Source organism: Paenibacillus sp. FSL R5-0713 (assembly GCF_037973325.1).
Lineage (GTDB): Bacteria > Bacillota > Bacilli > Paenibacillales > Paenibacillaceae > Paenibacillus.
In genome coordinates this window covers 6,516,821-6,540,803 of sequence record NZ_CP150229.1, presented here as the reverse complement: position 1 = coordinate 6,540,803, position 23,983 = coordinate 6,516,821, and the positions used below count along the sequence as shown (strand labels likewise).

The 23,983-nt window shown below is 50.1% G+C and carries 16 protein-coding genes; 14 read left to right on the top strand and 2 right to left on the bottom strand.

Annotated features, from left to right (window positions below; genetic code table 11):
• Positions 1-134 precede the first annotated feature (134 nt).
• From MKZ12_RS29065 to MKZ12_RS29010, 12 genes are all read left to right on the top strand, one after another.
• Positions 135-491 carry a nucleotide excision repair endonuclease gene (locus MKZ12_RS29065; RefSeq protein ID WP_278297627.1) on the top strand — a complete coding sequence of 119 codons (357 nt, stop codon included), beginning with the start codon at positions 135-137 and terminating at the stop codon, positions 489-491.
• 207 nt (positions 492-698) lie between these two features.
• Positions 699-1,445 carry a Bax inhibitor-1/YccA family protein gene (locus MKZ12_RS29060; RefSeq protein ID WP_339257941.1) on the top strand — a complete coding sequence of 249 codons (747 nt, stop codon included), beginning with the start codon at positions 699-701 and terminating at the stop codon, positions 1,443-1,445.
• Positions 1,446-1,749: 304 nt separating this feature from the next.
• A complete protein-coding gene (locus MKZ12_RS29055) occupies positions 1,750-2,964 on the top strand; it encodes an AraC family transcriptional regulator (protein WP_339257940.1) in 1,215 nt (404 codons plus the stop codon).
• A gap of 51 nt (positions 2,965-3,015) precedes the next feature.
• Entirely contained in the window at positions 3,016-4,065 is a 1,050-nt protein-coding gene (locus tag MKZ12_RS29050) for an ABC transporter substrate-binding protein (protein ID WP_339257939.1), read from the top strand.
• A 270-nt stretch (positions 4,066-4,335) separates the two neighbouring features.
• Positions 4,336-5,196 (top strand): alpha/beta hydrolase-fold protein, encoded by an 861-nt coding sequence (locus MKZ12_RS29045; RefSeq protein ID WP_339257938.1) that lies wholly within the window; start codon positions 4,336-4,338, stop codon positions 5,194-5,196.
• Positions 5,197-5,260: 64 nt separating this feature from the next.
• On the top strand, positions 5,261-6,046 hold the full coding sequence (locus MKZ12_RS29040; RefSeq protein WP_339257937.1) for a 2,3-dihydro-2,3-dihydroxybenzoate dehydrogenase: 786 nt from the start codon (positions 5,261-5,263) through the stop codon (positions 6,044-6,046).
• 26 nt (positions 6,047-6,072) lie between these two features.
• Positions 6,073-7,416, top strand: coding sequence for an isochorismate synthase DhbC (gene dhbC, locus MKZ12_RS29035; RefSeq protein WP_339238714.1), 1,344 nt, complete (start codon positions 6,073-6,075; stop codon positions 7,414-7,416).
• Between the two features lie 3 nt (positions 7,417-7,419).
• Positions 7,420-9,036 carry a (2,3-dihydroxybenzoyl)adenylate synthase gene (locus MKZ12_RS29030; protein ID WP_339257936.1) on the top strand — a complete coding sequence of 539 codons (1,617 nt, stop codon included), beginning with the start codon at positions 7,420-7,422 and terminating at the stop codon, positions 9,034-9,036.
• A 295-nt stretch (positions 9,037-9,331) separates the two neighbouring features.
• Entirely contained in the window at positions 9,332-10,330 is a 999-nt protein-coding gene (locus tag MKZ12_RS29025) for an isochorismatase family protein (RefSeq protein ID WP_339257935.1), read from the top strand.
• 14 nt (positions 10,331-10,344) lie between these two features.
• Complete coding sequence (locus tag MKZ12_RS29020) at positions 10,345-17,571, top strand: amino acid adenylation domain-containing protein (RefSeq protein WP_339257934.1); 7,227 nt, start codon at positions 10,345-10,347, stop codon at positions 17,569-17,571.
• A 12-nt stretch (positions 17,572-17,583) separates the two neighbouring features.
• Positions 17,584-17,820 (top strand): MbtH family protein, encoded by a 237-nt coding sequence (locus MKZ12_RS29015; RefSeq protein WP_124116798.1) that lies wholly within the window; start codon positions 17,584-17,586, stop codon positions 17,818-17,820.
• Positions 17,817-19,298 carry an MDR family MFS transporter gene (locus tag MKZ12_RS29010; protein ID WP_339257933.1) on the top strand — a complete coding sequence of 494 codons (1,482 nt, stop codon included), beginning with the start codon at positions 17,817-17,819 and terminating at the stop codon, positions 19,296-19,298. The genes MKZ12_RS29015 and MKZ12_RS29010 overlap by 4 nt, the downstream gene beginning before the upstream one ends.
• Positions 19,299-19,797: 499 nt before the next feature.
• On the opposite strand, the gene MKZ12_RS29005 is transcribed toward MKZ12_RS29010, so the two are convergent.
• Complete coding sequence (locus tag MKZ12_RS29005) at positions 19,798-20,484, bottom strand: 4'-phosphopantetheinyl transferase superfamily protein (protein WP_339257932.1); 687 nt, start codon at positions 20,482-20,484, stop codon at positions 19,798-19,800.
• A 161-nt stretch (positions 20,485-20,645) separates the two neighbouring features.
• Positions 20,646-21,518 carry an arylamine N-acetyltransferase gene (locus MKZ12_RS29000; RefSeq protein WP_339257931.1) on the bottom strand — a complete coding sequence of 291 codons (873 nt, stop codon included), beginning with the start codon at positions 21,516-21,518 and terminating at the stop codon, positions 20,646-20,648.
• Between the two features lie 287 nt (positions 21,519-21,805).
• Here MKZ12_RS29000 and greA point away from each other — a divergent pair, with 287 nt between their 5' ends.
• Together greA and MKZ12_RS28990 are read left to right on the top strand one after the other, a co-directional pair.
• Complete coding sequence (greA, locus tag MKZ12_RS28995) at positions 21,806-22,282, top strand: transcription elongation factor GreA (RefSeq protein WP_339238706.1); 477 nt, start codon at positions 21,806-21,808, stop codon at positions 22,280-22,282.
• Positions 22,283-22,566: 284 nt separating this feature from the next.
• Positions 22,567-23,922, top strand: a complete 1,356-nt coding sequence (locus MKZ12_RS28990; RefSeq protein ID WP_339238705.1) for a sodium-dependent transporter — start codon at positions 22,567-22,569, stop codon at positions 23,920-23,922.
• The last annotated feature ends 61 nt before the right edge of the window (positions 23,923-23,983 follow it).

The following is a 23,983-nucleotide window of genomic DNA, read 5'->3' as shown; positions in this document are numbered from 1 at the left end:
AAGTTAACCTTTTTTTTGAAATATTTGTCGTAATAGCGAAAATTGCGTGAATTGTACTTCATATAGATTGAAATGGTGTCCCTTTATAATATGTGATAGGATGTAAACCTATAGATAATGAGGAAGTGAGCCTATTGATTAATATTACTGTGCCAACACCGGATGTAACCATTACGAAGCAGGTTGATCCACAGCTTAGCCACATTTATGGATTTACGGATTTTCACCTGATAACTCGGGAACTAGGCGGGATTTTCATGTTTTATAATGCCGCTGGAGAGCTGTTATTTGTCGGGAAAGCACGAAAATTAAGACCACGTATCAAAAAGCATTTTGAAGATACTGTATCTCCAATCAAGAACCACCGTGAGGAAGTAACAAAGATTGAAGTGTGCGTGATTGAAGATCCGGTAGATCGTGAAATTTACGAGACGTATATCATTAATACCATGCGTGCGAAATACAATGTAGATAAAGTATTGTACAAATAAGACGCATAAAATCTGAATTAACATGCAACACCTAGGATATATGTCCTAGGTGTTGCACCGCGAGGTAAGGATGTAATCGAAGGGTTGCATCCAATCCTTTGTGGTGCCATCCCGCTCTTTCAAGGGAATAGCTTGTAGAATTTGAAACGTAGAACGCCCAAACCCAGTATCACAGATATACCAAATACATATGAAGAGGTGATTGTGTTGATCGGTCGTAGCGGTAACCCTACCCTTAAAGACAGCACGTTTGAGAACAGAGGATATGGAGAAGATCGGTATCAGAATTATATGACAATTAACGGCACGGTGAACAAAGCGTTTATTACGCTGGTGATCCTGTTGGCTAGTGCGTTTGCAACCTGGATGATGTTCTTTAACGGACAAGAAGTAATGCCGCTCGCGTATGGCGGATTGATCGTTGGTTTCATTCTGGCACTTGTGATTTCGTTCAAACCGATAACAGCACCATATCTCGTACCCGTCTATGCCGTGGCAGAAGGCCTGTTCCTGGGGGCGCTCTCCGCAACCTATGAATCCCTGTATAACGGAATTACCTTGCAGGCTGCTCTGTTGACGATGGCTGTATTCATCGCGCTGCTGATGGCATACAAAACCCGTTTGATCAAAGCTACAGAGAATTTTAAGCTTGGGGTCGTCGCTGCAACCGGCGGTATCATGATCATGTATCTGCTGAGCTTTGTACTTGGTTTCTTCGGCATTTCGATTCCTTATCTGCATGGCAACAGCTTGATCGGCATCGGTATTTCGGTCGTTATTGTTATTGTGGCTGCTCTCAATCTGGTCCTTGATTTTGACTTCATCGAAGGTGGCGCTGAGCGTGGTGCGCCCAAGTATATGGAATGGTACGGTGCATTTGGATTGATGGTAACGCTGGTATGGCTGTACATTGAGATCATCCGTCTGCTTGGCAAATTGCGTAGCCGGGACTAGTCCTGCTTCAATCATGTTCGAGAAGTAAACGGAGTTTGAATTTAAAGCCAAAAGCTAACGCGTGTTACTCACGTCGTTGGCTTTTTTTGTTTTATATGGAGGTAGTCTGAAAGCAACATGGAAAGTAGAAGGAGGACAATTATGTAGAGTCAGATGTGTACATGTTACCATATTTGGATTGACGGTCTGGAAATAGTTATGTTATTTTATTGATAATGATTATCATTTTCGTTTAGAGGTTATTAAGTTGCCTGATGTTATCATTCTCTAGCTAAAAATCAAGCAGATCGAAAGGAGTGGCCTCATGTTACTGGAAAATGATTCGCAGATTGCTGCGCACCAGCCTGTTACCGGCCGCAGTCCCAAGACGAATCTTGCCAACGTTAAAACATACATGGACAAGCATTACGACCAGCACCTATCAATTGCAGATCTTGCCTCGAAAGCGGGAATCAGTCCGAAATATTTCGTGGATCTGTTCAAGAAAACGTATGGACAAAGTGCAATGGAGTATCTTACTGATCTGCGCATTAATCGCGCCAAGCGATATCTGAAGGAATCCCGATACAAGCTTCGCGATATTGCGCTGAGGGTGGGATATAGTGATGAATACTATTTTAGCCGCAAATTTAAAAAGGAAGTCGGCGTATCTCCTTCGGATTATGCGAAAAACGCCAGAAAACGGATTGCTACCTGTTCTTCCAGTGTGATTGGGCAACTTCTGGCACTCAATGTCATTCCCGTCGCTGCACCCATCGACCCCAAGTGGACGGCGTATTATTATAATGCACATCGTACAGAGATTCAGTCCCACCTGAAATTGACGGACCCGTACACGAGCTGGCGGTTTGAGGCCAATGTGGAACGGTTGGTTCATATTCGTCCTGATGTCATTGTAGGTACAGACGAGATTAGTGAACAGGATCAGTCCCAATTGGCCGAGATTGCGCCTTGCTGTTTTGTCCCCAAACATCATTCGGATTGGCGGACACAGCTGCGCATGATTGGATTATTTCTGGAGCGGAAGGAACAGGCGGAGCAATGGATACACATGTACAACCAGCGAGCAGAAAAGGCGCGTGAATCGGTACAGCGGGAAGTGGGCAGGGAGAAAGTGATCGTTGTGCGGGTATACGGGCAAAGTCTGTACCTCTATAGCAATCCCGGTATTGAAGAAGTATTGTATGGAGCGCTGCAACTGGATACATTCTCTGATCTTAGTGCCAATGATCCGTTAACGTTGGAGCAGCTCGCCGCCATGAACCCCGATCGAATTCTCGTTATGGTGTGTCCCGAAGCAGCTTCACGGGCATACTGGCTCAGCTTGCAGCATTCGGTTACATGGCGCCAGCTTAAGGCCATTCGTCAGTATCAAGTTCATCTGATCACAGGCGACCCCTGGTTTGATTATTCGGCTGTAGGCGTGTTGCGCATGCTGGATGAAGCGCTATTGATCTTCACGGGATATTGTCCAAACATATATCTGGATAACGTCCATGGTGAATCCCGGGCGACGTGACATATAATCCTTGTATCTAAATGAGAATGTTTATCAAGGGGGATATCACACATGTTTCACTATATCAAAAACATCGGACAACGTTCCGTTGGTAACCAATTCCGCAGTGCCCGGCTCTCAGCCCTGATTCTACTCATGTTAATGACAGGACTGTTGTCCGCCTGTGGCGCAGCATCCGAGAATACAGGATCGGCCCAAGCGGAGCAGCCCACAACGGAAACTTCAAACCCGGCTTCAACCGAGACAGTTGCAGAGGAAGAACATGGGAAAGAAACAGCTGGTGAACGCACCGTAAAAGACGATCTGGGACATGATGTGATTGTTCCAGCGAAGACTGAACGCGTATTTGCGCCATATCTGGAAGATTCCCTGTTAACCCTTGGTGTTAAGCCGGTAGCCCAATGGGCAAGTGGTACAAAAGGACACGTCTATCTCCAGGATCAGCTCAGTGATGTGCCTACACTTGATTTCTCCAGTGGGTTACCTTCACCTGAAGCGTTGATGTCGTATAAACCTGACTTTATTATTTTACATACGGCCCAATATGCCGAGAACGGGGTATACGAAAGTTATTCCAAGATCGCACCGACCTACGTATTTACGAATGCTTCGGGTGATGTAGAGAAGTCTTTGCAGGTCATTGGTGATCTGCTGGGCAAAACGGCTGAAGCCGAAAAAGCCATTGAAACCTACCATGCCAAGGTTGAGTCAGCCAAAGCTGAGCTGGCGAAAGTAGCCGAAGGCAAAAAAGCAGCCATTATCCGTTTTGCCCCGCGTGGCATCAGCATGATGGGTGGCAACTACTTCAGCGGTTACGTCGTATATGAACAACTGGGACTTGGTAAGCCTGCATTGGTCGAGTCGGAGAACAGTGCTATTGTATCCACTGAGATATTACCAGAGATTGATGCCGATTTTATTTTCACCGTGGAACAGGGCCCGGGTAGTATGAAGGAAATGACCGAAACCAACGTATGGAACAGTATGCCTGCGGTAAAAGCAGGGCATGTGTACGCTGTCGAGCCAGCTCCGTGGCTGGGCGGTGGATTGATCGCATACGGTCATGTCATCGATGATACGCTCAAAGCGTTAACGCAATAATTGGAGAAGTACAACTCCCTTTGGAGTGTCGGAAGCCGGATGTTAGTCCAGTGTTTCGGATACACCATGAGGGAGTTTTTTTCGATTGAAACGTGAACTTGATATGACATAAATATGGAAATATGGAGATAATCAAAATGATTTCTGGATATCGTCCATGGGACAGCCGCATTCACTCTTTTATAATTGGTAATGAGAATCAATCTCATATAAAGATGTAGTTCAGTATTCAACTTATATAAGCAGAACAACGAGGAGGACCCATCCGTAATGACGTTTCAGCCCAACCTAACTGTTCCTGGCACCCTGGAGCACATCGCACGCAGTACCGTTCAGATCCCGAACGCCGAACAATGGACCATGAAATCACGTTCAGGCCATCATGACTATCAGATTATGGTATTCAAGCCTGCCGAACCTCCGCCTCCGTCCGGTTACCCGGTGATTTATCTGCTGGATGCCAATTCAGTATTCGGCACCATGGTGGAAGCCGTTCGTGTGCAGGGACGCAGACCGGAGAAGACAGGAGCAGTCCCAGCAATTGTTGTGGGCATCGGGTACCCGATCACGGGCCCCTTTTCCCCTCACCGATACTATGACTTTACTCCAAAGGCTACGACGGAATATTCCACAAAGTCTGATGGTACACCTCTTCCGGAACAAGGAGGTGCCGATGAATTCTTGCGTTTTATTGAAGAAGAACTGAAACCGGATATGGAGCAGCAGTTTCGGATTGATCGAGATAGACAGGCTATATTTGGTCATTCGCTCGGTGGGTTATTCGTGATCCATACGTTGTTCACGAAGCCAGAGGCTTTTCGATATTACATTGCAGGCAGTCCCTCGCTGCACTGGAATCAGAAGGTTATGCAGGCTGAGGAACAGGAATTTGTCGCAAGGCTGGAACAGCATCCGGTGAACGTCAGGGTGTGGATTGGTATGGGAGAACAGGAGAAGACCCACCCGGCTCGTAACAATGACAAGGCATCGACACTAACGGAACGTTTATCGGCATTAAAGCAGCCGGGGCTGGATATCGCCTACACCGAGTTCGAAGAAGAGAACCATGTCTCGGTACTGCCTTTTCTGATTAGTCGTACGATGCGTTTGGCCTGTAGTCCGGAGATATAGAAGGTTGGGATGAGGAAGTTTTCTAGGGGAGAACACAGCTATAGGCAGTATGGGAGGTATACGAGTGAGCTACACAGGAATCGATGGAATAGTGGCCGTGATCACTGGTGCTGCGCAAGGGATTGGTGAAGCAGTGGCGAGGTTGCTTGCACAGAATGGCGCGATCGTTGCACTGGTGGATCGACAGGATAATTCGCTTAATCAGCTTGTCACCGATCTGCGCAGTCATGGCCATCAGACAACAGCCCATGTTGCTGATATATCGGATCGTCAAGCCGTTGAGGATACTGTTCAACAGATCGAAGAGACGGTTGGCCCCATTGGCATTCTGGTGAATGCTGCGGGTGTGCTGCACACAGGGGCAGTTAGTGAGTTGACAGATGAGGAATGGACGAGGACGTTTGACGTAAATACACACGGTGTATTTTACATGTCGCGTGCAGTAGTAAGAAATATGGCTGAACGCAGGACGGGTGCGGTGGTTACCGTGGGTTCGAATGCTGCTGGTGTTCCGCGAATGTATATGTCTGCCTACGCTGCTTCCAAAGCCGCTTCGACCATCTTCACCAAATGTCTGGCTCTGGAATACGCGGATCAGCATATTCGCTGCAATATTGTCTCTCCAGGTTCAACGGATACGCCAATGCAGCGAGCCATGTGGCAAGATGAACATGGCGCTGAGGCGGTTATTGCAGGCTCACCGCAAACCTTCCGTCTGGGCATACCGCTGAACAGGATGGCATTGCCCGAGGATATCGCGGATGCGGTGGTCTATCTGGTATCGGATCAAGCCAGACATATAACGATGCATGATCTGTGTGTGGATGGAGGCGCCACACTTGGTGCCTGAATCAAGAGATAAGGAGATGATGAATCATGTCAAAAGCGGGTACGGTCACTGTAACTTCCGCCATACACCTTCTGGAGCAATATCGAGAAGGGACGTCCTTTTTCTGGTCTTCACCGCAACATACCTTGCTCGCGCAAGGAGAACGGGTTCGTTGGTCTCCGCTGCATACGGAGCACGCAATTCAATCAGATCTCAGCAATTCTGCTGTAGTTATGGAACATAAATATAAGGAAGAGATACATCTTTTCATAGACGGTATTCAACAGCTTATGGACAAGGCCAAACAAGCTGGTCAATCGAACCCGATGGTGGTGGGCGCCATTCCATTTGATCCGCTGGATGCTGCTGCTGAGTTATATGTACCTGAGACGGTGCAGTGGGCTGAATCGTTACCCCCGGAATCACGTGCATTAATTCAAAAGCTGCCAGCAGCCGTAGGCTGTGAAGTTGTTGAGGTTCCTGTGGGGGAGGTGTATGAGCAAAGTGTAGACAACGTATTGGTTGACCTGAACCAGCGTGATCTCCACAAGGTCGTGTTATCCCGTACACTTGAGGTGACTTCGCAGACCCTCGTGGACACCTATCAATTGCTGCGTAATCTGTTCAGGGACAACACACATGGATATACATTTGCAGTACCCATGAGGGGCCAAACTCAGTCTGTAAGTACTATAACAACGAATAAACAACGATTTAAACTAGATGGAAAAATTGAAAATAAAACAAGTCGCACCTTCATCGGGGCAAGCCCGGAACTGTTGGTTACCCGCAAAGGAATAAATGTACGCGCCAATCCACTGGCAGGCTCTGCACCCCGGAGTGAAGATCCAGCGGAAGATCGCCGCCGTGCAGAGGCACTGCTGGCCTCAGCCAAAGATCGTCATGAGCATGCCGTAGTCATTGAAGCAGTTGCGGAGGCGCTACGTCCATTATGCCGACAACTATCCGTTCCAGCAGAACCTTCGCTGATTCAGACGCGCACGATGTGGCATTTATCTACCGAAATACACGGGGAGCTGGCAGACGCGGCCACAACGTCACTGGAGCTCGCTTTGGCTCTTCATCCCACACCCGCCATCTGTGGAACACCTGTACAGGCTGCACGGACAGCTATTAAGCAACAGGAGCCGTTCGACCGGGGATTATTTACGGGAATGGTGGGCTGGTGCGACAGTGAGGGCGACGGCGAGTGGGCCGTAACAATCCGATGTGCTGAAGTGGAAGGCACAGCTGTGAAATTGTTCGCTGGAGCGGGCATTGTAGCAGGTTCTACGGCAGAAGCTGAGCTGGCAGAGACTGCTGCCAAGTTCAGAACGATGCTGCTCGCGATGGGTTTGGATTCGACTGTGTCCAGTCAGAAGGAGGAATGAGCAATGCTGTCAGGATATCAGGCTTGGCCTGAGGAAGTTGCAGAGCGTTATCGGCAGGAGGGTTGCTGGGAAGGGATTACGTTTGGGAAAATGCTTCGCCAGCGAGCTGATCTATATGGCAATCGGGTAGCCGTTATTAGCGGTGAACAACAGCTCACTTATGCAGAACTGGATGACCGGGTGGATCGATTGGCTTCTGGTTTATATGCCAAAGGCATACGGCAGCATGACCGGGTTATTCTTCAGCTGCCCAATATTATAGCGTTTGCTGAAGCATGTTTTGCTTTATTCCGCATCGGTGCGCTGCCTGTATTCGCTCTTCCCTTGCATCGAAAGAGCGAAATCACATATTTCGCTCGGTTCTCCGAGGCCGTAGCATATCTGATTCCGGATCAGGATGGCGGATTTGATTATCGCACGTTGGCAGAGGAGGTACAGGCAGAGGTTCCGGGACTTCGGCATATTTTCGTGGCGGGAGAGGCCGGGCCGTTTACAGCATTGGAAGATGTCTATGCAGAACCTGTCACACTGCCGGATGAACCGATGTCTTCGGATGTTGCTTTTCTACAGTTGTCGGGTGGAAGTACCGGATTATCCAAGATGATCCCACGTACTCATGATGACTACATTTACAGTTTACGAAGAAGCGTTGAGGTGTGTGGTCTCAGTCCCGAAAGCGTCTATCTGGCTGCACTACCTGTAGCACATAACTATCCAATGAGCTCACCTGGCATTCTGGGCACGTTGTACGCAGGTGGCACGATTGTGCTGTCACGGGGATCAAGCCCGGATGAAGCCTTTCCGTTGATTATGCGCCATCAGGTAACGATCACGGCGTTGGTGCCGCCGCTGGCTCTCGTCTGGCTCAACGCAGCGGCTGCCCGAGGAACCAAGCTTCCGTCGCTCCAGGTGCTTCAAGTGGGGGGAGCCAAATTCAGTGCAGAGGTGGCGGCACGCGTCAAACCGGTTCTTGGCTGTACATTACAACAGGTGTTTGGGATGGCCGAAGGGCTGGTGAACTACACACGTCTCGACGATTCCGAGCATGTCATTAACCATACACAAGGGAAACCAATGTCACCCTATGACGAGGTGCGGATTGTGGATGACGAAGACGTTGAGGTGGAGCAGGGACAAGCCGGACACCTACTGACACGCGGGCCCTATACCATTCGTGGTTATTACAAAGCCGAGGAACATAACGCCAGATCGTTTACTACGGACGGTTTCTATCGCACAGGCGATATTGCGAGCCTGACGGCTGACGGATATCTCGTTGTCGAAGGGCGGGCGAAGGATCAGATTAACCGTGGCGGGGATAAAGTGGCTGCCGAGGAAGTGGAAAATCACCTGCTGGCCCATCCTGGCGTGCATGATGCAGCATTGGTATCCATGCCCGATGAGTATCTGGGCGAACGCTCTTGCGCATTTATTGTGCCAAGCGGTGAAGCTCCGGGGGTGGCCGAGATCAAGTCTTTTCTACGCAATCGGGGACTGGCCAGTTATAAAATTCCGGACCGGATTGAGTGGGTAGACGCTTTTCCGAAGACACAAGTAGGCAAGGTCAGCAAAAAAGCATTACGTGAGATGTTGATCATCGGGCAACCTGTTTCTAAATAAGAATTCTCAATCACGTTGCACTGTATCGGTTGAACTAACCATTTACACAAGAACGTAGAGGGCAGAAATAACCTGAAGAAGCGAAGCGTTCGCCCAAAAGCTTTCTGCAAGAAAGCTACATCGGAAGCATACGCTATCACCGGATTTCCACCTTTGTAAAATTGAATCAAAAAATCTGGGGGTAACAGCGATCGGAAGATTATTCTGTCATCGGAGTGGCAAGTGTAAACATTCTTTAATTCAACTGATATGGCTGAACGTGATCTGATCAATAAAGCTGAAAAGAGGGATATTCATGGCACTTCCAGTGATTCAACCATATGCAATGCCTGTAGCGTCGGAGCTTCCGGTCAACAAGGTATCCTGGACCCCGGATGCGAAGCGTGCAGTACTTTTGATCCACGACATGCAGAACTATTTCATGAATGCATTTACGGCGGGAGCATCCCCGGCGGTAGAGCTGATTGATCATATTGCACAACTTCGTTCAACGTGTCATGAACTAGGGATTCCCGTGGTCTACTCGGCACAACCGGGTGGGCAGACACCGGAGCAGCGCGGACTACAGCTGGACTTCTGGGGTGCAGGGATCGATGGCGGACCTGTGCAAAAAGAAATTGTTGAATCGCTTGCACCCGCTCCACAGGACATCTTTATGACCAAATGGCGCTACAGCGCCTTCCAGAAGACAGAACTGCTTGAATTGATGGAGCGGCAGGGCCGGGATCAATTGATGGTTTGCGGCATATATGCGCATATCGGATGTCTGATGACGTCAAGTGAGGCATTCATGCGAGACATTCAGGCGTTTCTGATTGCCGATGCGGTTGCTGATTTTTCAGCGGAAAAACATCGTATGGCGCTGACGTACGCGGCAGAGCGATGTGCGGTAACACTAACGACCGAACGTTCGATTGCGTTGCTGAATGCATCAGCCTCAACCAGAATTGGAGAGGAAGTTACGTCCGAGGTGCAGCAGCAATCAGCATCCACCGCGGAGATTGGGTCTGTCGAGCAAGGACGAGAAGCCGTTGATCATGCAAGGTTGGTAGCATTACGAGCTCAGATTGGCGATCTGTTACAGGAGCAGTCCGATTCCATTGGGGAGCATGACGATCTGATTCAGAACTGGGGAATGGATTCCATTCGCATGATGAGTCTGGCTGAACGTTTTCGCGCGGAAGGAGCAGAGGTTACCTTTGTTGATCTGGCGGAGCAGCCTACACTGGCCGCTTGGGCAAGACTCCTTGATCATGTCCAACCGAAAGTACTGCCGAACGGAGACTACTTTTGAGCGGGGCGGTGCAGATGTCGCATCGTCGGAACACAGCTTGGCCTTTATCTTCTGCACAGTCGGGCATCTGGTATGCCCAACAGTTGAATCCGGACAACCCGATGTACAACACGGCCGAGTATGTGGTTATTGAAGGTCAGATCCATATAGGACTATTAGAGGAGAGTGTACGCCAGACCGTGATGGAGGCCGAATCGCTGAATATGGTATATGGGGAAAATGAGCAAGGCCCGTGGCAATGTCTGCGCACCAATAGGAATGATTGGACATTCCATGTCATGGATGTTCGTAATCAGGCTGATCCTCATATGGCTGCGCTCAACTGGATGAAGCAGGATCTGGCACGGCCTGTTGATCTGGCAGTTGGTCCACTCTTCACAGAAGCCCTGTTCCGGGTGAGCGAAGATCGGTATTACTGGTACCAGCGCATTCACCATATTGCGATTGATGGGTACGGCGTATCCCTGATCACACGCAGGGTTGCCAGCTTGTACTCTGCAAGCTTTCAGGGAGAGGGTGCGGGACAGATACAGGGAACGGCAGCGTTTGGATCACTGACTTCTGTTCTGGAAGAAGATGAAGCGTACTCAACCTCCACCAGTCGAGAGCAGGATCAGCAGTTTTGGATCGAACGATTCGCGGATGCACCGGATGTGGTCAGTCTGGGTGAAAGTGTTTCGCGTACATCCACCGAGTTCTTACGACAGAGTGCGGTCTTCACGCCGTCACAACGGGAGCAATTGCAAGCAGCAGCGGGAAGGTTCGGTGCGACTTGGCCGGATCTGTGTGTAGCGGCAACAGCGGTCTATGTGCAGCGAATGACAGGGTCCAACGATGTTGTTCTGGCCTTGCCCGTGATGTGCCGATTGGGTTCTGCATCTCTACGTGTTCCGGGCATGGTCATGAATGTGCTTCCGCTCCGCCTGTACCTGAATTCGCAGATGAACTTGTCTGAATTGATGGGACAGATTGTGAAGGAGATTCGGTCGGTACGCAAACACCAGCGATACCGACATCAGGACCTGCGGCGGGACCTCAAGCTTCTGGGAGAGAATCGGCGTCTGTTTGGACCGATGATCAATGTAATGCCCTTCCATCATGAGTTGAATTTTGCAGGCGCACGCGGCATGATCCATAATCTGTCCACCGGTCCAGTGGATGACCTGTCGATTCATATTGTAGACCAGGGACATGGTCATGGACTGGGTATTTCTTTTGATGCGAACCCTTCGATCTATGTGGATTCGGAACTGCGTAATCATCAGCTTCGTTATGTGCAAATCCTGCAATCCATGATGTCAGAAGGGGCAGAAGACATATCGGTTGGACAGATCAACATTCTGCTCCCTGCCGAACGCGAACAAGTGCTGGAAGGATGGAATCAGACGCAACATGCCGTTGCTGAGTGCAATTCAGCAGCGTTATTCGAGCAGCAGGTTCGGCGTACACCTCTTGCAGATGCAATAACATTCGAAGGGTCATTGCTAACCTACGCAGAGCTGAACGAGCGTGCGAATCAACTGGCACATGAACTGATACAGACTTACGGAGTAGGGCCTGAGCAGGTAGTTGGCATTGCCATGCCTCGTTCACTGGAAGTGGTTATCGCGATTGTAGCTGTTCACAAAACAGGAGCAGCCTATCTGCCGCTTGATCCAGATTATCCTCAAGAGCGTCTCATCTACATGTTGGAGGATGCCAAGCCTGCTTGTGTAGTGACGGTGATGAACAACTTCTCTCATATTCCGCAGGCTTCCAGTGTACCGATTCTGGTCATGGATGAACCGGACAGTATACAGGCAGTGAGCGGTCGGTCGGGAAGCAATCCCGAAGATGACGATCTGTCAGGCACGGCTTCTCTGCTCAACCCTGCGTATCTGATCTATACCTCGGGTTCTACCGGTAAACCAAAGGGTGTGGCTGTGACCCATCTTGGATTAGCGAATCTGCTTGAAGATATGAAGACGAGACTACAGGTCGGTCCGCAGGATCGCTGGCTGTCGGTGACCACGATTGCTTTTGACATCTCGGTACTGGAAATCTTCCTGCCTCTGACGACTGGGGCCAGACTGGATATCGCACAAAAGGAAACCATTCTTGATCCGGTAGCACTGGCCAGGAAGATGAGAGAGCAAGAGACGACGATTATGCAGGCTACGCCAACGTTATGGCAGTCTCTGGTTGCGAGCTGCCCGGGAAGGTTCGACGGAGTAACGGTGATTACCGGAGGAGAGGCCTTATCCGAGGAACTGAAGCTTTCGCTGGAGGCGTTGGGGTGTCAGGTCAATAATCAGTACGGGCCAACGGAGACAACCATCTATTCTACAGCTGCATCGCTTAGGAAAGGACATTCAGGCAAACCGTCTATTGGTGGTCCCGTTCGTAACACACAGCTCTATGTGCTGGATCAGAGTATGCAACCTGTCCCTCCGGGTGTAGCAGGGGAATTGTATATCGCAGGAGAGGGACTTGCACGGGGATATTTGGGCAGACCTGATCTGACCGCAGAACGTTTTGTCGCGAGTCCCTTCGGACAGCCGGGCAGTAGAATGTACCGGACAGGAGACTTGGCTAAATGGTTGCCGGACGGTTCCATCGATTATTTGGGACGAGCAGATCATCAGATCAAAATCAGGGGCTTTCGCATTGAACTGGGGGAGATTGAATCCGTCATCTCCAGATATCCGGGTGTAGCACAGGTCACGGTCATGGCACGTGAAGACCAACCTGGGAACCAGCGGTTAGCGGCATATATTGTGGCTGATGCTGAAGATCGTCAAGCTGACATGGATTTGGCTGATATCAGAGCACACGTAGGTGATGCGTTACCGGATTATATGGTGCCTTCTGCCTTCATGCTGCTTCCAGAGATGCCGCTGACACCGAACAAAAAAATCGATCGCAAACGCCTTCCTGTGCCTGCATTGACAACTAGTGCAAACGGAAGGGAGGCACGTACACCGCAGGAGGAGATCCTGTGCAGCCTATTTGCAGAGATTCTGGGTGTAGCTCGCATAGGGATTGATGATGATTTCTTCGAACTGGGTGGACATTCCCTGCTGGCCGGGCGAATTATAGCCCGAGTGCGTGATGTATTCGGAGCTGAATTGAACATCGGCAGTGTGTTTGAATCTCCGACAGCGGCAGGGCTTGCCCGAAAGCTGGATCAGGCGAAGTCCGTCAGACCCGTTATTCAACCTGTTCCGCGTGCGGGTGAGATTCCGCTTTCCTTTGCCCAGCGACGGTTATGGTTCCTTTATTGCCTTGAGGGGGCTAATCCCACCTACAATATTCCGTTGGTTGCACGGTTGACCGGGAAGCTGGATGTGGACGCTCTCCGAAACGCTCTGCAAGATATTGTTGCCCGTCACGAGACGCTGCGCACATTGTATCCGCCAGATCTGGGTTCGGCGAGCCAGCATATCCTCCCTGCATCAGAGGTGACGGTGAATATGAAGCTCACCCGGGCTTTGTCTGAGAAACTGCCCGAGCTGCTGGCAGAAGCGTCACGTTACAGCTTCGAGCTTAGTACCGAGCCGGGTATACGCGCGGAATTGTTCCATACGGATGCGGATGAACATGCATTGCTGTTGCTGATTCATCACATTGCAGGGGACGGATGGTCCTTATCAAGGCTCATCCTGGACTTGTCGGAGGCCTATACTGCTCGTCTGCGTGGGTCCGCTCCGGCTTGGGAGCCGCTACGCATTCAGTATGCAGATTATGCGGTGTGGCAGGAGAGCCTGCTTGGGGATGAGAAGCGGCAGGACAGTCTGATCGCGAGGCAGTTAGCGTTCTGGACTGATCGGCTAGCAGGATTGCCAGAACAAATCACGTTCCCGGCAGACTATGCCCGTCCAGTTGTGTCCAGTTACCGAGGCGGATCGGTGCCGTTTACGATCAGTCAACGTCTGCATGAGCAACTTGCGATAGTTGCCCGTGAGCATAAAGTCAGTCTGTTTATGCTTCTGCACTCCGCGTTATCTGTGCTGCTTACTCGAATGGGTGCAGGGACGGATATTGCGATAGGTACACCGATTGCCGGACGGAGTGACGATGCGCTGGATGATGTCGTGGGGATGTTCATCAATACGCTTGTTCTGCGTACAGACACCTCGGGCGATCCTACTTTCCGAGAGCTATTGGCCCGCGTGCGGGATGCAGATCTTGCGGCTTATGAACATCAGGATTTACCGTTTGAACGGCTGGTCGAAGTGCTGAATCCGCCCCGATCTCGTTCCAAACATCCACTCTTTCAGGTGATGCTGGTGCTTCAAAACACGCCAGATGTTCGTCTTGACCTGCCAGGTGTTGAAGCGGAGACTCGCATCCACGGTTTGGGTTCATCCAAATTCGATCTCACACTTGAACTGACGGAGAAACGGGAGCAGAACGGACTTCCAGCCGGAATTGAAGGTGTACTGGAGTATAGTACAGATCTCTACCGTGAATCGACTGCTGGAGAGCTGGTGGTTCGGTTAATGCAGGTGCTTGAGGATGCCGTACAGCAGACGGATGAACGCATCAGCAGATTTGACCTGGTTACACCTTCAGAGCATGCCCAGCTTGAGAAGGAATGGATATCTTCACCGGATGAAGGTCCACAGCTGACCATAGCCGAGCGTTTTGAAGTGCAGGCAGCCGCTCACCCCAGTTCGGTTGCCCTCCATTGTGAGGATATCCGTATGACTTACAGGGAGCTGAATGCACGGGCTAATCGATTGGCCAGACTGTTGATCGCAGAAGGTGCTGGGCCGGAACAGATGGTGGCTTTAGCCTTACCTCGATCGGTAGAGATGGTCGTAGCCATTCTTGCTGTACTCAAAACGGGCGCTGCCTATCTGCCCTTGGACCCGCATTATCCGGCAGACCGTTTAACGCATATGCTGACGGACGCAGCGCCGAAAGTGTTGATTACAAGTACAGATGTATACGCCCTGCTGCCGCAGATGGCGAATATTGAATGTATCAACATGGACGATCTGCATACCCAGGGGCAATTGGAATCCATGGATGAGCGAAACCCGGCAGACCATGAACGGAACGGACGGGTAACTCCGCTGAGCCCGGCTTACATGATCTATACCTCAGGTTCAACAGGGAAACCCAAAGGTGTCGTGATTCCACATGCGAATGTCATCCGGTTATTGGATGCTACGCAGCACTGGTTCCTTTTTGACGAGAGCGATGTGTGGACGTTGTTCCATTCCTATGCGTTTGACTTCTCCGTGTGGGAAATCTGGGGTCCTCTGTTGTATGGAGGCAGCTTGGTTGTTGTTCCCCATGAGATTAGCCGCTCACCTGGAGCGTTCCTGCGACTGCTCGCCGAAAAGAAGGTAACCGTACTGAACCAGACGCCATCTGCATTCTACCAACTGATGCAGGCTGACAGGGAAAATCCGGTCTGGGGACAGCAGCTTGCGCTCCGCTATGTGATCTTTGGAGGCGAGGCACTGGAGCTGGGACGTTTGGATGACTGGTATGAACGCCATGCGGATGACACTCCAAGACTCATCAATATGTATGGTATTACGGAAACAACGGTTCATGTCAGCTACAAGGAACTGCACGCGGGCAGCGCTGCAGAAGGCGTAAGCAGCTGGATTGGCTGCGCTATTCCAGACCTGCGCGTTTATGTGTTGGATGATAATCTGAAGCCTGTACCGACAGGTGTAACTGGAGAGATGTATGTGGCCGGAGCCGGTCTGGCACGTGGATATTGGGGACGGCCAGATCTCACGGCAGAGCGATTCGTCGCTGATCCTTATGGGCCACCAGGCACGCGAATGTATCGTACGGGCGACTTGGCCAAACGTCTGCATGACGGGTCGCTTGATTATCTGGGACGAGCAGATCAACAGGTGAAAATCCGCGGGTTCCGCATTGAGCTTGGCGAGATTGAGGCTGTACTGGCAAAACATCCGAGCGTGGCTCAGGCTGCTGTTATCGTTCGTGAAGACCAGCCGGGAGATAAGCGTCTTGCCGCTTATATTGTTCCTGCATCGGACAATGAAGCGGAACTGGAAACGCCTGCGTTACGCCGACATGCGGCAGCGAGCCTTCCGGATTATATGGTTCCGTCTGCGGTTGTTTGGATGGACATCCTGCCACTTACGCCAAATGGCAAGCTGGATCGTAAAGCGTTGCCTGCACCAGAGATGCAATGTTCGGTTGATGGCCGAGCACCGCGCAATCCGCAGGAGCAGATTCTCTGTGATCTGTTTGCCGAAGTATTGGGATTGCGGAGTGTGAGTATTGATGACAGCTTCTTCGAACTGGGTGGTCATTCGCTGCTTGCGGTGCGCCTGATGAGTCGAATTCGTGAAGCGATGGGCAAGGAGCCGGGCATCGGCATTCTGTTCGAGACCGCCACGGTGGCTGGTCTGGCCGAGCGATTGGAGATGGGTGCCGATTCCGGGAAAAGCTCGCTTCAAGTGTTGTTACCGCTGAGGACTCATGGGCAGCATCCGCCTGTATTCTGTGTGCATCCGGCGGGAGGACTCAGTTGGTGTTATGCCGGGTTGATGAAACACTTGGGTATGGAGTATCCGCTGTACGGATTGCAGGCAAGAGGGATTGCCGAGTACGAGGTGCTCCCGTCAACACTGGAGGATATGACAGCGGATTACATCCGTCACATCAGGTCTGTGCAGCCCGAAGGCCCTTATCGTTTGCTTGGCTGGTCACTGGGCGGCAACGTGGCACAGGCTATGGCCGTGCAGCTTCAGTCTGAAGGAGAGGAAGTAGAGTTTCTGGCCATGCTGGATGCGTATCCGAGTCACTATCTGCCTATTCGCGGGGAACCAGATGAGGAAGAAGCTTTAACGGCATTGCTTGCACTTGGCGGATATGATCCGGACAGTATTGGGGATGGGCCGCTGGATATGGCAACAGCGATGCGTATTCTTCGTAGCGAAGGCAGTGCACTTGCTAGTTTGGATGAAGAGACGATCATGAAGCTCCGGAAAACCTATGAAAATTCCGTCCGGATCTTGGGGGCTTACACGCCATCCCGATTCGAAGGTGACCTGATCTTCTTCCGTTCTACCATTATCCCCGACTGGTTCGATCCGATTGAACCCGAGATGTGGAATGCATTCATTGGAGGCCAATTGGAACGTCATGATATTGCCTGTCGTCACAAAGATCTTTGTCAGCCGGGGCCATTGGAGGAAATTTGCCGTACCCTGTCCATCCGGCTGGAGATGCTGAACAAGAATCGTAACATTCAACACAAATAGGAGGATAAGCTGATGAGCAACCCTTTTGAACATGAAGACAGCAATTATCTGGTGTTAATGAATGATGAAGGACAGTATTCGCTGTGGCCTGCATCCATTCCGGTACCGGCAGGTTGGACCCTGGTGCTGGGGAAAGCCAAACGACGTGTATGTCTGGATTACATTGCGGAGCAGTGGACAGACCTGAAGCCTCTGAGTCTCTGTGATGAAACGGGGATGCCTGGCATGATTCATGAGGCTGGCAGATGAGGTTTCGTCTGAATCCAAAGGCAATTGTGAGCATTGTCTATGTTCTGGCGATGTTTATGGTTGCCATGGATGCAACGGTCTTAAACGTGGCGCTGCGAACCATCAGTAACGAACTGGGTATTCCGCCGGCTGCTGCCGGTACCTTAAATGTAGGTTATTTGGTGAGTTTGGCAGTATTTTTGCCTGTCGCCGGCTGGCTTGGTGACCGATGGGGCACGAAACGGGTTTTCCTGTCGGCGCTGACACTGTTTACGGTGTCCTCTGCGCTGTGTGCCACAGCTGATCAACTAGGCACGTTGACATTTTTCCGCATTTTGCAGGGAGCAGGGGGCGGTCTGCTTACACCTGTGGGGATGGCGATGCTGTTTCGGACCTTTCCACCGCAGGAACGGGCCAAGGTATCTCGCATGTTGGTGCTGCCCATTGCCCTTGCTCCAGCCTTAGGGCCGATTGTGAGCGGATTGATCGTGGATCAACTGTCATGGCGCTGGATTTTCTATGTGAATCTGCCTGTTGGTATTCCAGCCGTGATCTTCGGCATGCTGTATCTGAAGGAGCACCGAGAACAGGAAGCAGGTCCTTTGGATCTGCCGGGGTGGTTATTATCTGCACCGGGACTCGCACTGATGATGTATGCGCTCAGTCAGGGGCCGCTGCGAGGCTGGACGTCACCGCTTATTATGGGAGCGGGCTTTGCAGGTATTCTGCTGCTGACGTTGCTCGTCGTGGTCGAGCTGCGCGCCAAGCAGCCGTTGCTTGATCTGCGTTTGCTGAAGCACCGACTGTTCCGTTATACAGGCTTGGTATCCGTATGTGGGGCAGCCGGATTGCTGGGCATGCTGTATGTGTTTCCATTAATGTATCAAAATGTACTACAGGCCTCTGCGTTGGAAACAGGACTTACCACATTCCCAGAAGCGCTGGGACTGATGATTGCTTCTCAGCTTGTCCCTTGGACTTATCCGCGGCTGGGCCCGCGAAAGCTGATCTCGATGGGTTTGATCTGTACGGCAGTCATTTTCATCACGCTTAGTCAGATCACAGTGGATACGAACCCGTGGTTCATTCGTTCATTATTGTTCGGTGTGGGAATTTTCCTGGGACAGACGGTAGGGGCGGTACAGATCGCTGCATTCGCCCAGATTCCTCCTGCATCCATGGGGAGAGCTTCTACTTGGTTCACGGTACAAAATCGTCTGGGATCAGCCATCGGCATGGCTTTACTCTCTGCTGTTCTGGCAGGTGTAGGTACAACAACGGTGACTGCTACAGGCGCGATGGAGTCGAATATGTTGGCGTACCGTTTGGCTTTGCTGGGGGCAGCAGCATTTCTGCTCATCGGGCTGTGGTTTGCCCTGAAGATCCGGGATGCTGACGCGGCAGCCACGATACGAAAGACGCCAGCTGGAGGATTGTTTGGCAAGTTGAATCGTTCATCGGCTGTGAGTTCTGAATCGGTGGTACAGCAAGAAGGATAGGATTGAGTTTGCGAATGAAGCAACGAAAGACAAGTAGACGGTTCTACCTGATAGGGTTTTGATAAAAAAAAGCGAGTCATACGGGACTTGGTTCATTTGTCGCCGGATTGACTCGCTTTTTTTTGGGTTGGTTAGTTAATTGGTTAGTCACTTATTTATTTGCAGGATTTGCAGGAAGAGGTGAGAGATTCTAACGAATCTATCACCTCTTAATAGAGGATTTTTAGTGTTTTGGGAAAACTAACCAACCTCAGATACCTTATTGTTGCAGAATTCGGCAATATCAACGTGAAAAAGGACATATTAGAGCATATAGGGTGCGTAGGGTTCCTTAGAATGCCAGACCTGTGTAATTGAAGCCCATAAGGCGTGTCAGGTTCGTTAGGGCATGAACCCAATCTTAACCCCGACCCCCAAAACCCGGCCCTAAACCCCAAGCCTGAAAACCAAATCCAAACTATACTTCACGATCCCCTAATAAGCCGCAACTAGCCGAACACTACATCAACTCCGTATATAGACCCTCCAAGGTTACAATCTTGGGCTGGCTTGGCAGCTCTCCCCCAGCCGAACATGCCGCAAGCATATGCCCATCGTCCAGTCGCTGACTGAGAAAGCGATATGCCCCGGCTTGCTCGCAATACCAAACTCCGCCCTCATCCGGCAGGATGGCGAAGGAGTCCAGCGGTATGGACAACCCCATACCCACTGCCTTGATATAACTTTCCTTCAGCGTCCATAGACGGTAGAAGGTATTCAGCCGACGATCGTCAGGCGTGGCGGACAAGAACTGGCTCTCCGTTGGAGAGAAGAAACGTTCTGCAATCTGCATGTCAATGGGGGCTAATTTCTCGACGTCCACACCCAGTTCATCGGTACCGCCGGAGATCAGAGCAATCCAGTCACCAGAATGGGAGACGTTGAATTGTACATCCGAATGGTGGCTGAGGGAAGGTTTGCCGTAGGGATTACGGGTAAAAGAAAGCTCAGCTGGCCTTAGGCCAGTTAACCTGCTCAAATTCACACGAGTCAATATTTCTCCCAACACGGAGCGATACGCATCAGCCTGACGAACAAAACGTGAAGCCTGGGTGCGACGCTCTGCCGAGACTTGGGACAGAAAATGATTCCAGTATGCCTCAGGCATTACTTCTGGAACTTGGAGTACACGAATCGTTATCATCATTTATCACCTAAGGACGTATTCGGCGTGGATCAGTAGCTTTCCTTTATATGGAACAATCCCTTATGTGATTTCTATTTAAGTGCCTCTATACGGATGCTTAATCAAGATAATTATCCTGTTTTCCTTATCGTGTTAAGGCCTCAGGTTCTGCATCTTCCTCTTTATGCTTCTTGCGCTTGTTTCCATTCCGTATGCGCAGCCTGCACTCGTTCCCACATGTCCTGGCATTCCAGCTCGCTGTAATTCACCAAGGGTTCATGGAATATTTCAGTTAATACGTTACGCCATTCGGTATAACTCTGAATTTCCGTTTTCCGAATTCCTTCGATATCATGGGTTCGGAGCATACATCCTCGTAGTTCATGACTGCTAATCTCATTCCGCTGACGAAGCAAAAATACATTATGCCAAGGGGATTCGGCCGCCCGACTGTAGAATTCATGTTTCGGTATGAACTCCCCCAGATCGTGAACTGCTTCAGGAGCATAGTCGACGCCTTCACTTGGCCCATTCGGTTCGTACTCAAGCCGCCATCCCCCAGCAGCAACAGATGATGGCATCAGTTGGTATGTGAATGGAGCTGAACCATGGGTTCCATAACGAAGTGGCAGAGGTTCAAAGGGCATTCCACCAAGACCTACATCCACAATCCAGCGTTCAACTGTTGGGTCAGCATCCGGAAGAAGGACAGACAGACCGAGATGGAATGAATTCACACGGGGTTGTTCCCCATGAGGCTGTACTCCGCCACGATGCCAATCAACCGTATAACCCAGCGAGCGGAGAAGAACACTAAATGCACCGTTTAGATGAAAGCAATAGCCGCTGCGTCCCTGTAATATGAGCTGAATTGACTCTTGAAGACTGATTCCTACAGGACGGCCTGCAAAAATATCGACCGTTTGCCACGAAAGATATTGCACATGTGCGCGTTGGAGTTCAATTAAGTATTCCAGCGTAGGTTTCTTTATATCATTCATGCCAATCCGTTTCAGATAGGCCTGTATTTCAGATGGATTTAATAAAACGTTCATTCAGATCACCTCAGGATATATATTGGGCTGCAAGCAATGGTTATAAACTTCTGCTGCCTTGAGTTCATTGTAAGAGTCAACGGGTGAAAGCAACATCGTTAATTAAGCTAATTGTAACGGTACAATTAGTAGGACAGCTCTGAAAATCATTTCAAGAGGTAATCATGGTTTTGATGGTAGTGAAATACAATATATGGATGAGCTATTTCTTTTTCTGGGGTATGCTAACCCTTTGGAGTGGATATAGGTTAGAATATAGATAGATAGCAGGATTAGGAGATGGAAAAATGGCTAATGAAGAAGTGATTTTGACACAGGAAGGCTTGGAAAAGCTGGAGGACGAACTGAGGGAATTGAAGACAGTGAAGCGTAAGGAACTGGCTGAGCGTCTGAAACTCGCGATCAGTTACGGTGACCTGAAGGAAAATAGTGAGTATCATTCAGCCAAAGATGATCAGGCCTTTATGGAGACCCGGATTCTGATCGTGGAGAAGATGCTGAAAAACGCCAAAGTCATCACATCCGAGAATATGGATGCTACCAAAGTGGGTGTAGGTTCCACCGTATTGCTCAATGATATCGAATTCGCTGAGAAGATTGAATATAAATTGGTTGGTCCTGCTGAGGCTGATGTAGCAGATAATAAAATTTCCTATGAGAGTCCACTTGGCAAAGAACTGATGGGCAAAGAAGTGGGCAGCGTCATTCATGTTAATGCTCCGATGGGTGTTATCAAATATGAGTTGCTTGAAATAAGAGTTTAATTTTAAAAGAGAGGTGTTCCCCAGTCATCAAAGTGGCTGAGGGACACCTCTTTTTCGCTCTAATGGGTTTTGAAAGGTTGGAGATATGGTTATGTTATAACTCCATACGGTTGGCCTGACAGAATTTATCACATACTGTGTTTAGGGAACTTATGAGAATGAAGATGATCGAGTGCTTTTATATGTAAAAAAATAACATTTCGACAAATTTCGAATTTCGAATGACCTGACAAGGCCAGTAGTATATAATTACGGGAAAACTTTAAAGTGATGGAGTAGATACAATGAATTTTAGTAAGCCTAATCGAAATCAAGACAACGCTGGCAAAGGAGAACGTTTCTCCCAAGCTGGATTTATCCTGGCAGCCATTGGTAGTTCGGTTGGTCTGGGCAACATGTGGAAATTCCCGTACATTACGGGTGAGAACGGAGGAGCTGCGTTTTTCCTGCTCTTCATCGTCTGTTTGCTGCTCATCGGTCTGCCAGTGCTCCTGGCTGAACTTGCGATTGGTCGCAGTGGACGAGGTAGCGCTGCTACTGCTTTTATCAAAGCAGGTGGACATAAGGGTTGGCTCGCAGCCGGATTGCTGCAAGTATTAACGCCATTTATCATCCTGTCCTTTTATGTCATTATCGCGGGCTGGACATTGCAATATGCAGTGACTTCCTTCAGTGGAACATTGTTTAATAATCCGGATTATGCTGGACAATTCGGCTCCTTTGTAAGCGGGTATTTGCCGATCGTTTGGCAGCTGGTTGCAGTTCTGATTACAGGCTGGATTGTTGCCAAAGGCGTTTCGAACGGAATCGAGAAGTTCAACAAGGTACTGATTCCGGCAATGTTGGTTTTGCTTATTATCCTGATGATTCGTGCTGTTACGTTGCCAGGTGCAGGGGCCGGGGTTTCATTCTTCCTGAATCCGGATTTCTCGCAGCTGACAACGGAATCTGCACTGGTGGCGCTTGGACATGCCTTCTTCTCCCTGTCACTCGGGATGGGTATACTGGTGACTTACGGTTCGTATGTGGATAAAAATCAATCTCTCGGTGCAGCGACCGTCGCTGTGGGTGCGGGTGACCTCATCTATGCATTCATTGCTGGTCTGATCATCTTCCCAACGACATTCTCGTTCGGTATTGCACCGGACCAAGGCCCGTCACTCATCTTTGTGGCTCTTCCGGCAGCCTTCTCAGCTATGCCGCTTGGATTCCTGTTTGGCGGATTGTTCTTCATCCTGCTCGCTATTGCGGCTTTGACGTCAGCCGTGTCCTTGCTGGAAGTCCCTGTGAAGTATTTCATGGAACGTCTGTCATGGAGCCGTAGTCGTGCGGTATGGATTATCTCGCTAGGGGTCTTTATCGTGGGACTTCCTTCGGTACTATCGCTCGGTTTGCTGCCTGAATGGACGATTGGATCGAAGAGTGTGTTCGACTGGATGGATTTTGTCGCATCCAACATCCTGCTGCCTGTAGGTGGACTGCTTGTGACGATCTTTGCCGGATACTTCTGGAAAACGGCTGCTGAAGCTTCCGGTCTGCGTTCCGGATGGTTCCGGGTGTGGCTGTTCATGCTGCGTTACGTGGCTCCGATCCTGGTTCTGCTGGTTCTACTGCACACATCCGGTATCATTCACTTCTAAATGTGAAGGCCCGATAGGGTTAAATATGGTCTGTTGTGCAGATTTACCATGGATAAAACCT

Coding starts and splice junctions, on each gene's coding strand:
- MKZ12_RS29055 (WP_339257940.1), top strand. CDS start 1,750: ATGTTACTGGAAAATGATTCGCAGATTGCTGCGCACCAGCCTGTTACC.
- MKZ12_RS29050 (WP_339257939.1), top strand. CDS start 3,016: ATGTTTCACTATATCAAAAACATCGGACAACGTTCCGTTGGTAACCAA.
- MKZ12_RS29045 (WP_339257938.1), top strand. CDS start 4,336: ATGACGTTTCAGCCCAACCTAACTGTTCCTGGCACCCTGGAGCACATC.
- dhbC (WP_339238714.1), top strand. CDS start 6,073: ATGTCAAAAGCGGGTACGGTCACTGTAACTTCCGCCATACACCTTCTG.
- MKZ12_RS29030 (WP_339257936.1), top strand. CDS start 7,420: ATGCTGTCAGGATATCAGGCTTGGCCTGAGGAAGTTGCAGAGCGTTAT.
- MKZ12_RS29025 (WP_339257935.1), top strand. CDS start 9,332: ATGGCACTTCCAGTGATTCAACCATATGCAATGCCTGTAGCGTCGGAG.
- MKZ12_RS29020 (WP_339257934.1), top strand. CDS start 10,345: ATGTCGCATCGTCGGAACACAGCTTGGCCTTTATCTTCTGCACAGTCG.
- MKZ12_RS29015 (WP_124116798.1), top strand. CDS start 17,584: ATGAGCAACCCTTTTGAACATGAAGACAGCAATTATCTGGTGTTAATG.
- MKZ12_RS29010 (WP_339257933.1), top strand. CDS start 17,817: ATGAGGTTTCGTCTGAATCCAAAGGCAATTGTGAGCATTGTCTATGTT.
- MKZ12_RS29005 (WP_339257932.1), bottom strand. CDS start 20,484: ATGATGATAACGATTCGTGTACTCCAAGTTCCAGAAGTAATGCCTGAG.
- MKZ12_RS29000 (WP_339257931.1), bottom strand. CDS start 21,518: ATGAACGTTTTATTAAATCCATCTGAAATACAGGCCTATCTGAAACGG.
- greA (WP_339238706.1), top strand. CDS start 21,806: ATGGCTAATGAAGAAGTGATTTTGACACAGGAAGGCTTGGAAAAGCTG.
- MKZ12_RS28990 (WP_339238705.1), top strand. CDS start 22,567: ATGAATTTTAGTAAGCCTAATCGAAATCAAGACAACGCTGGCAAAGGA.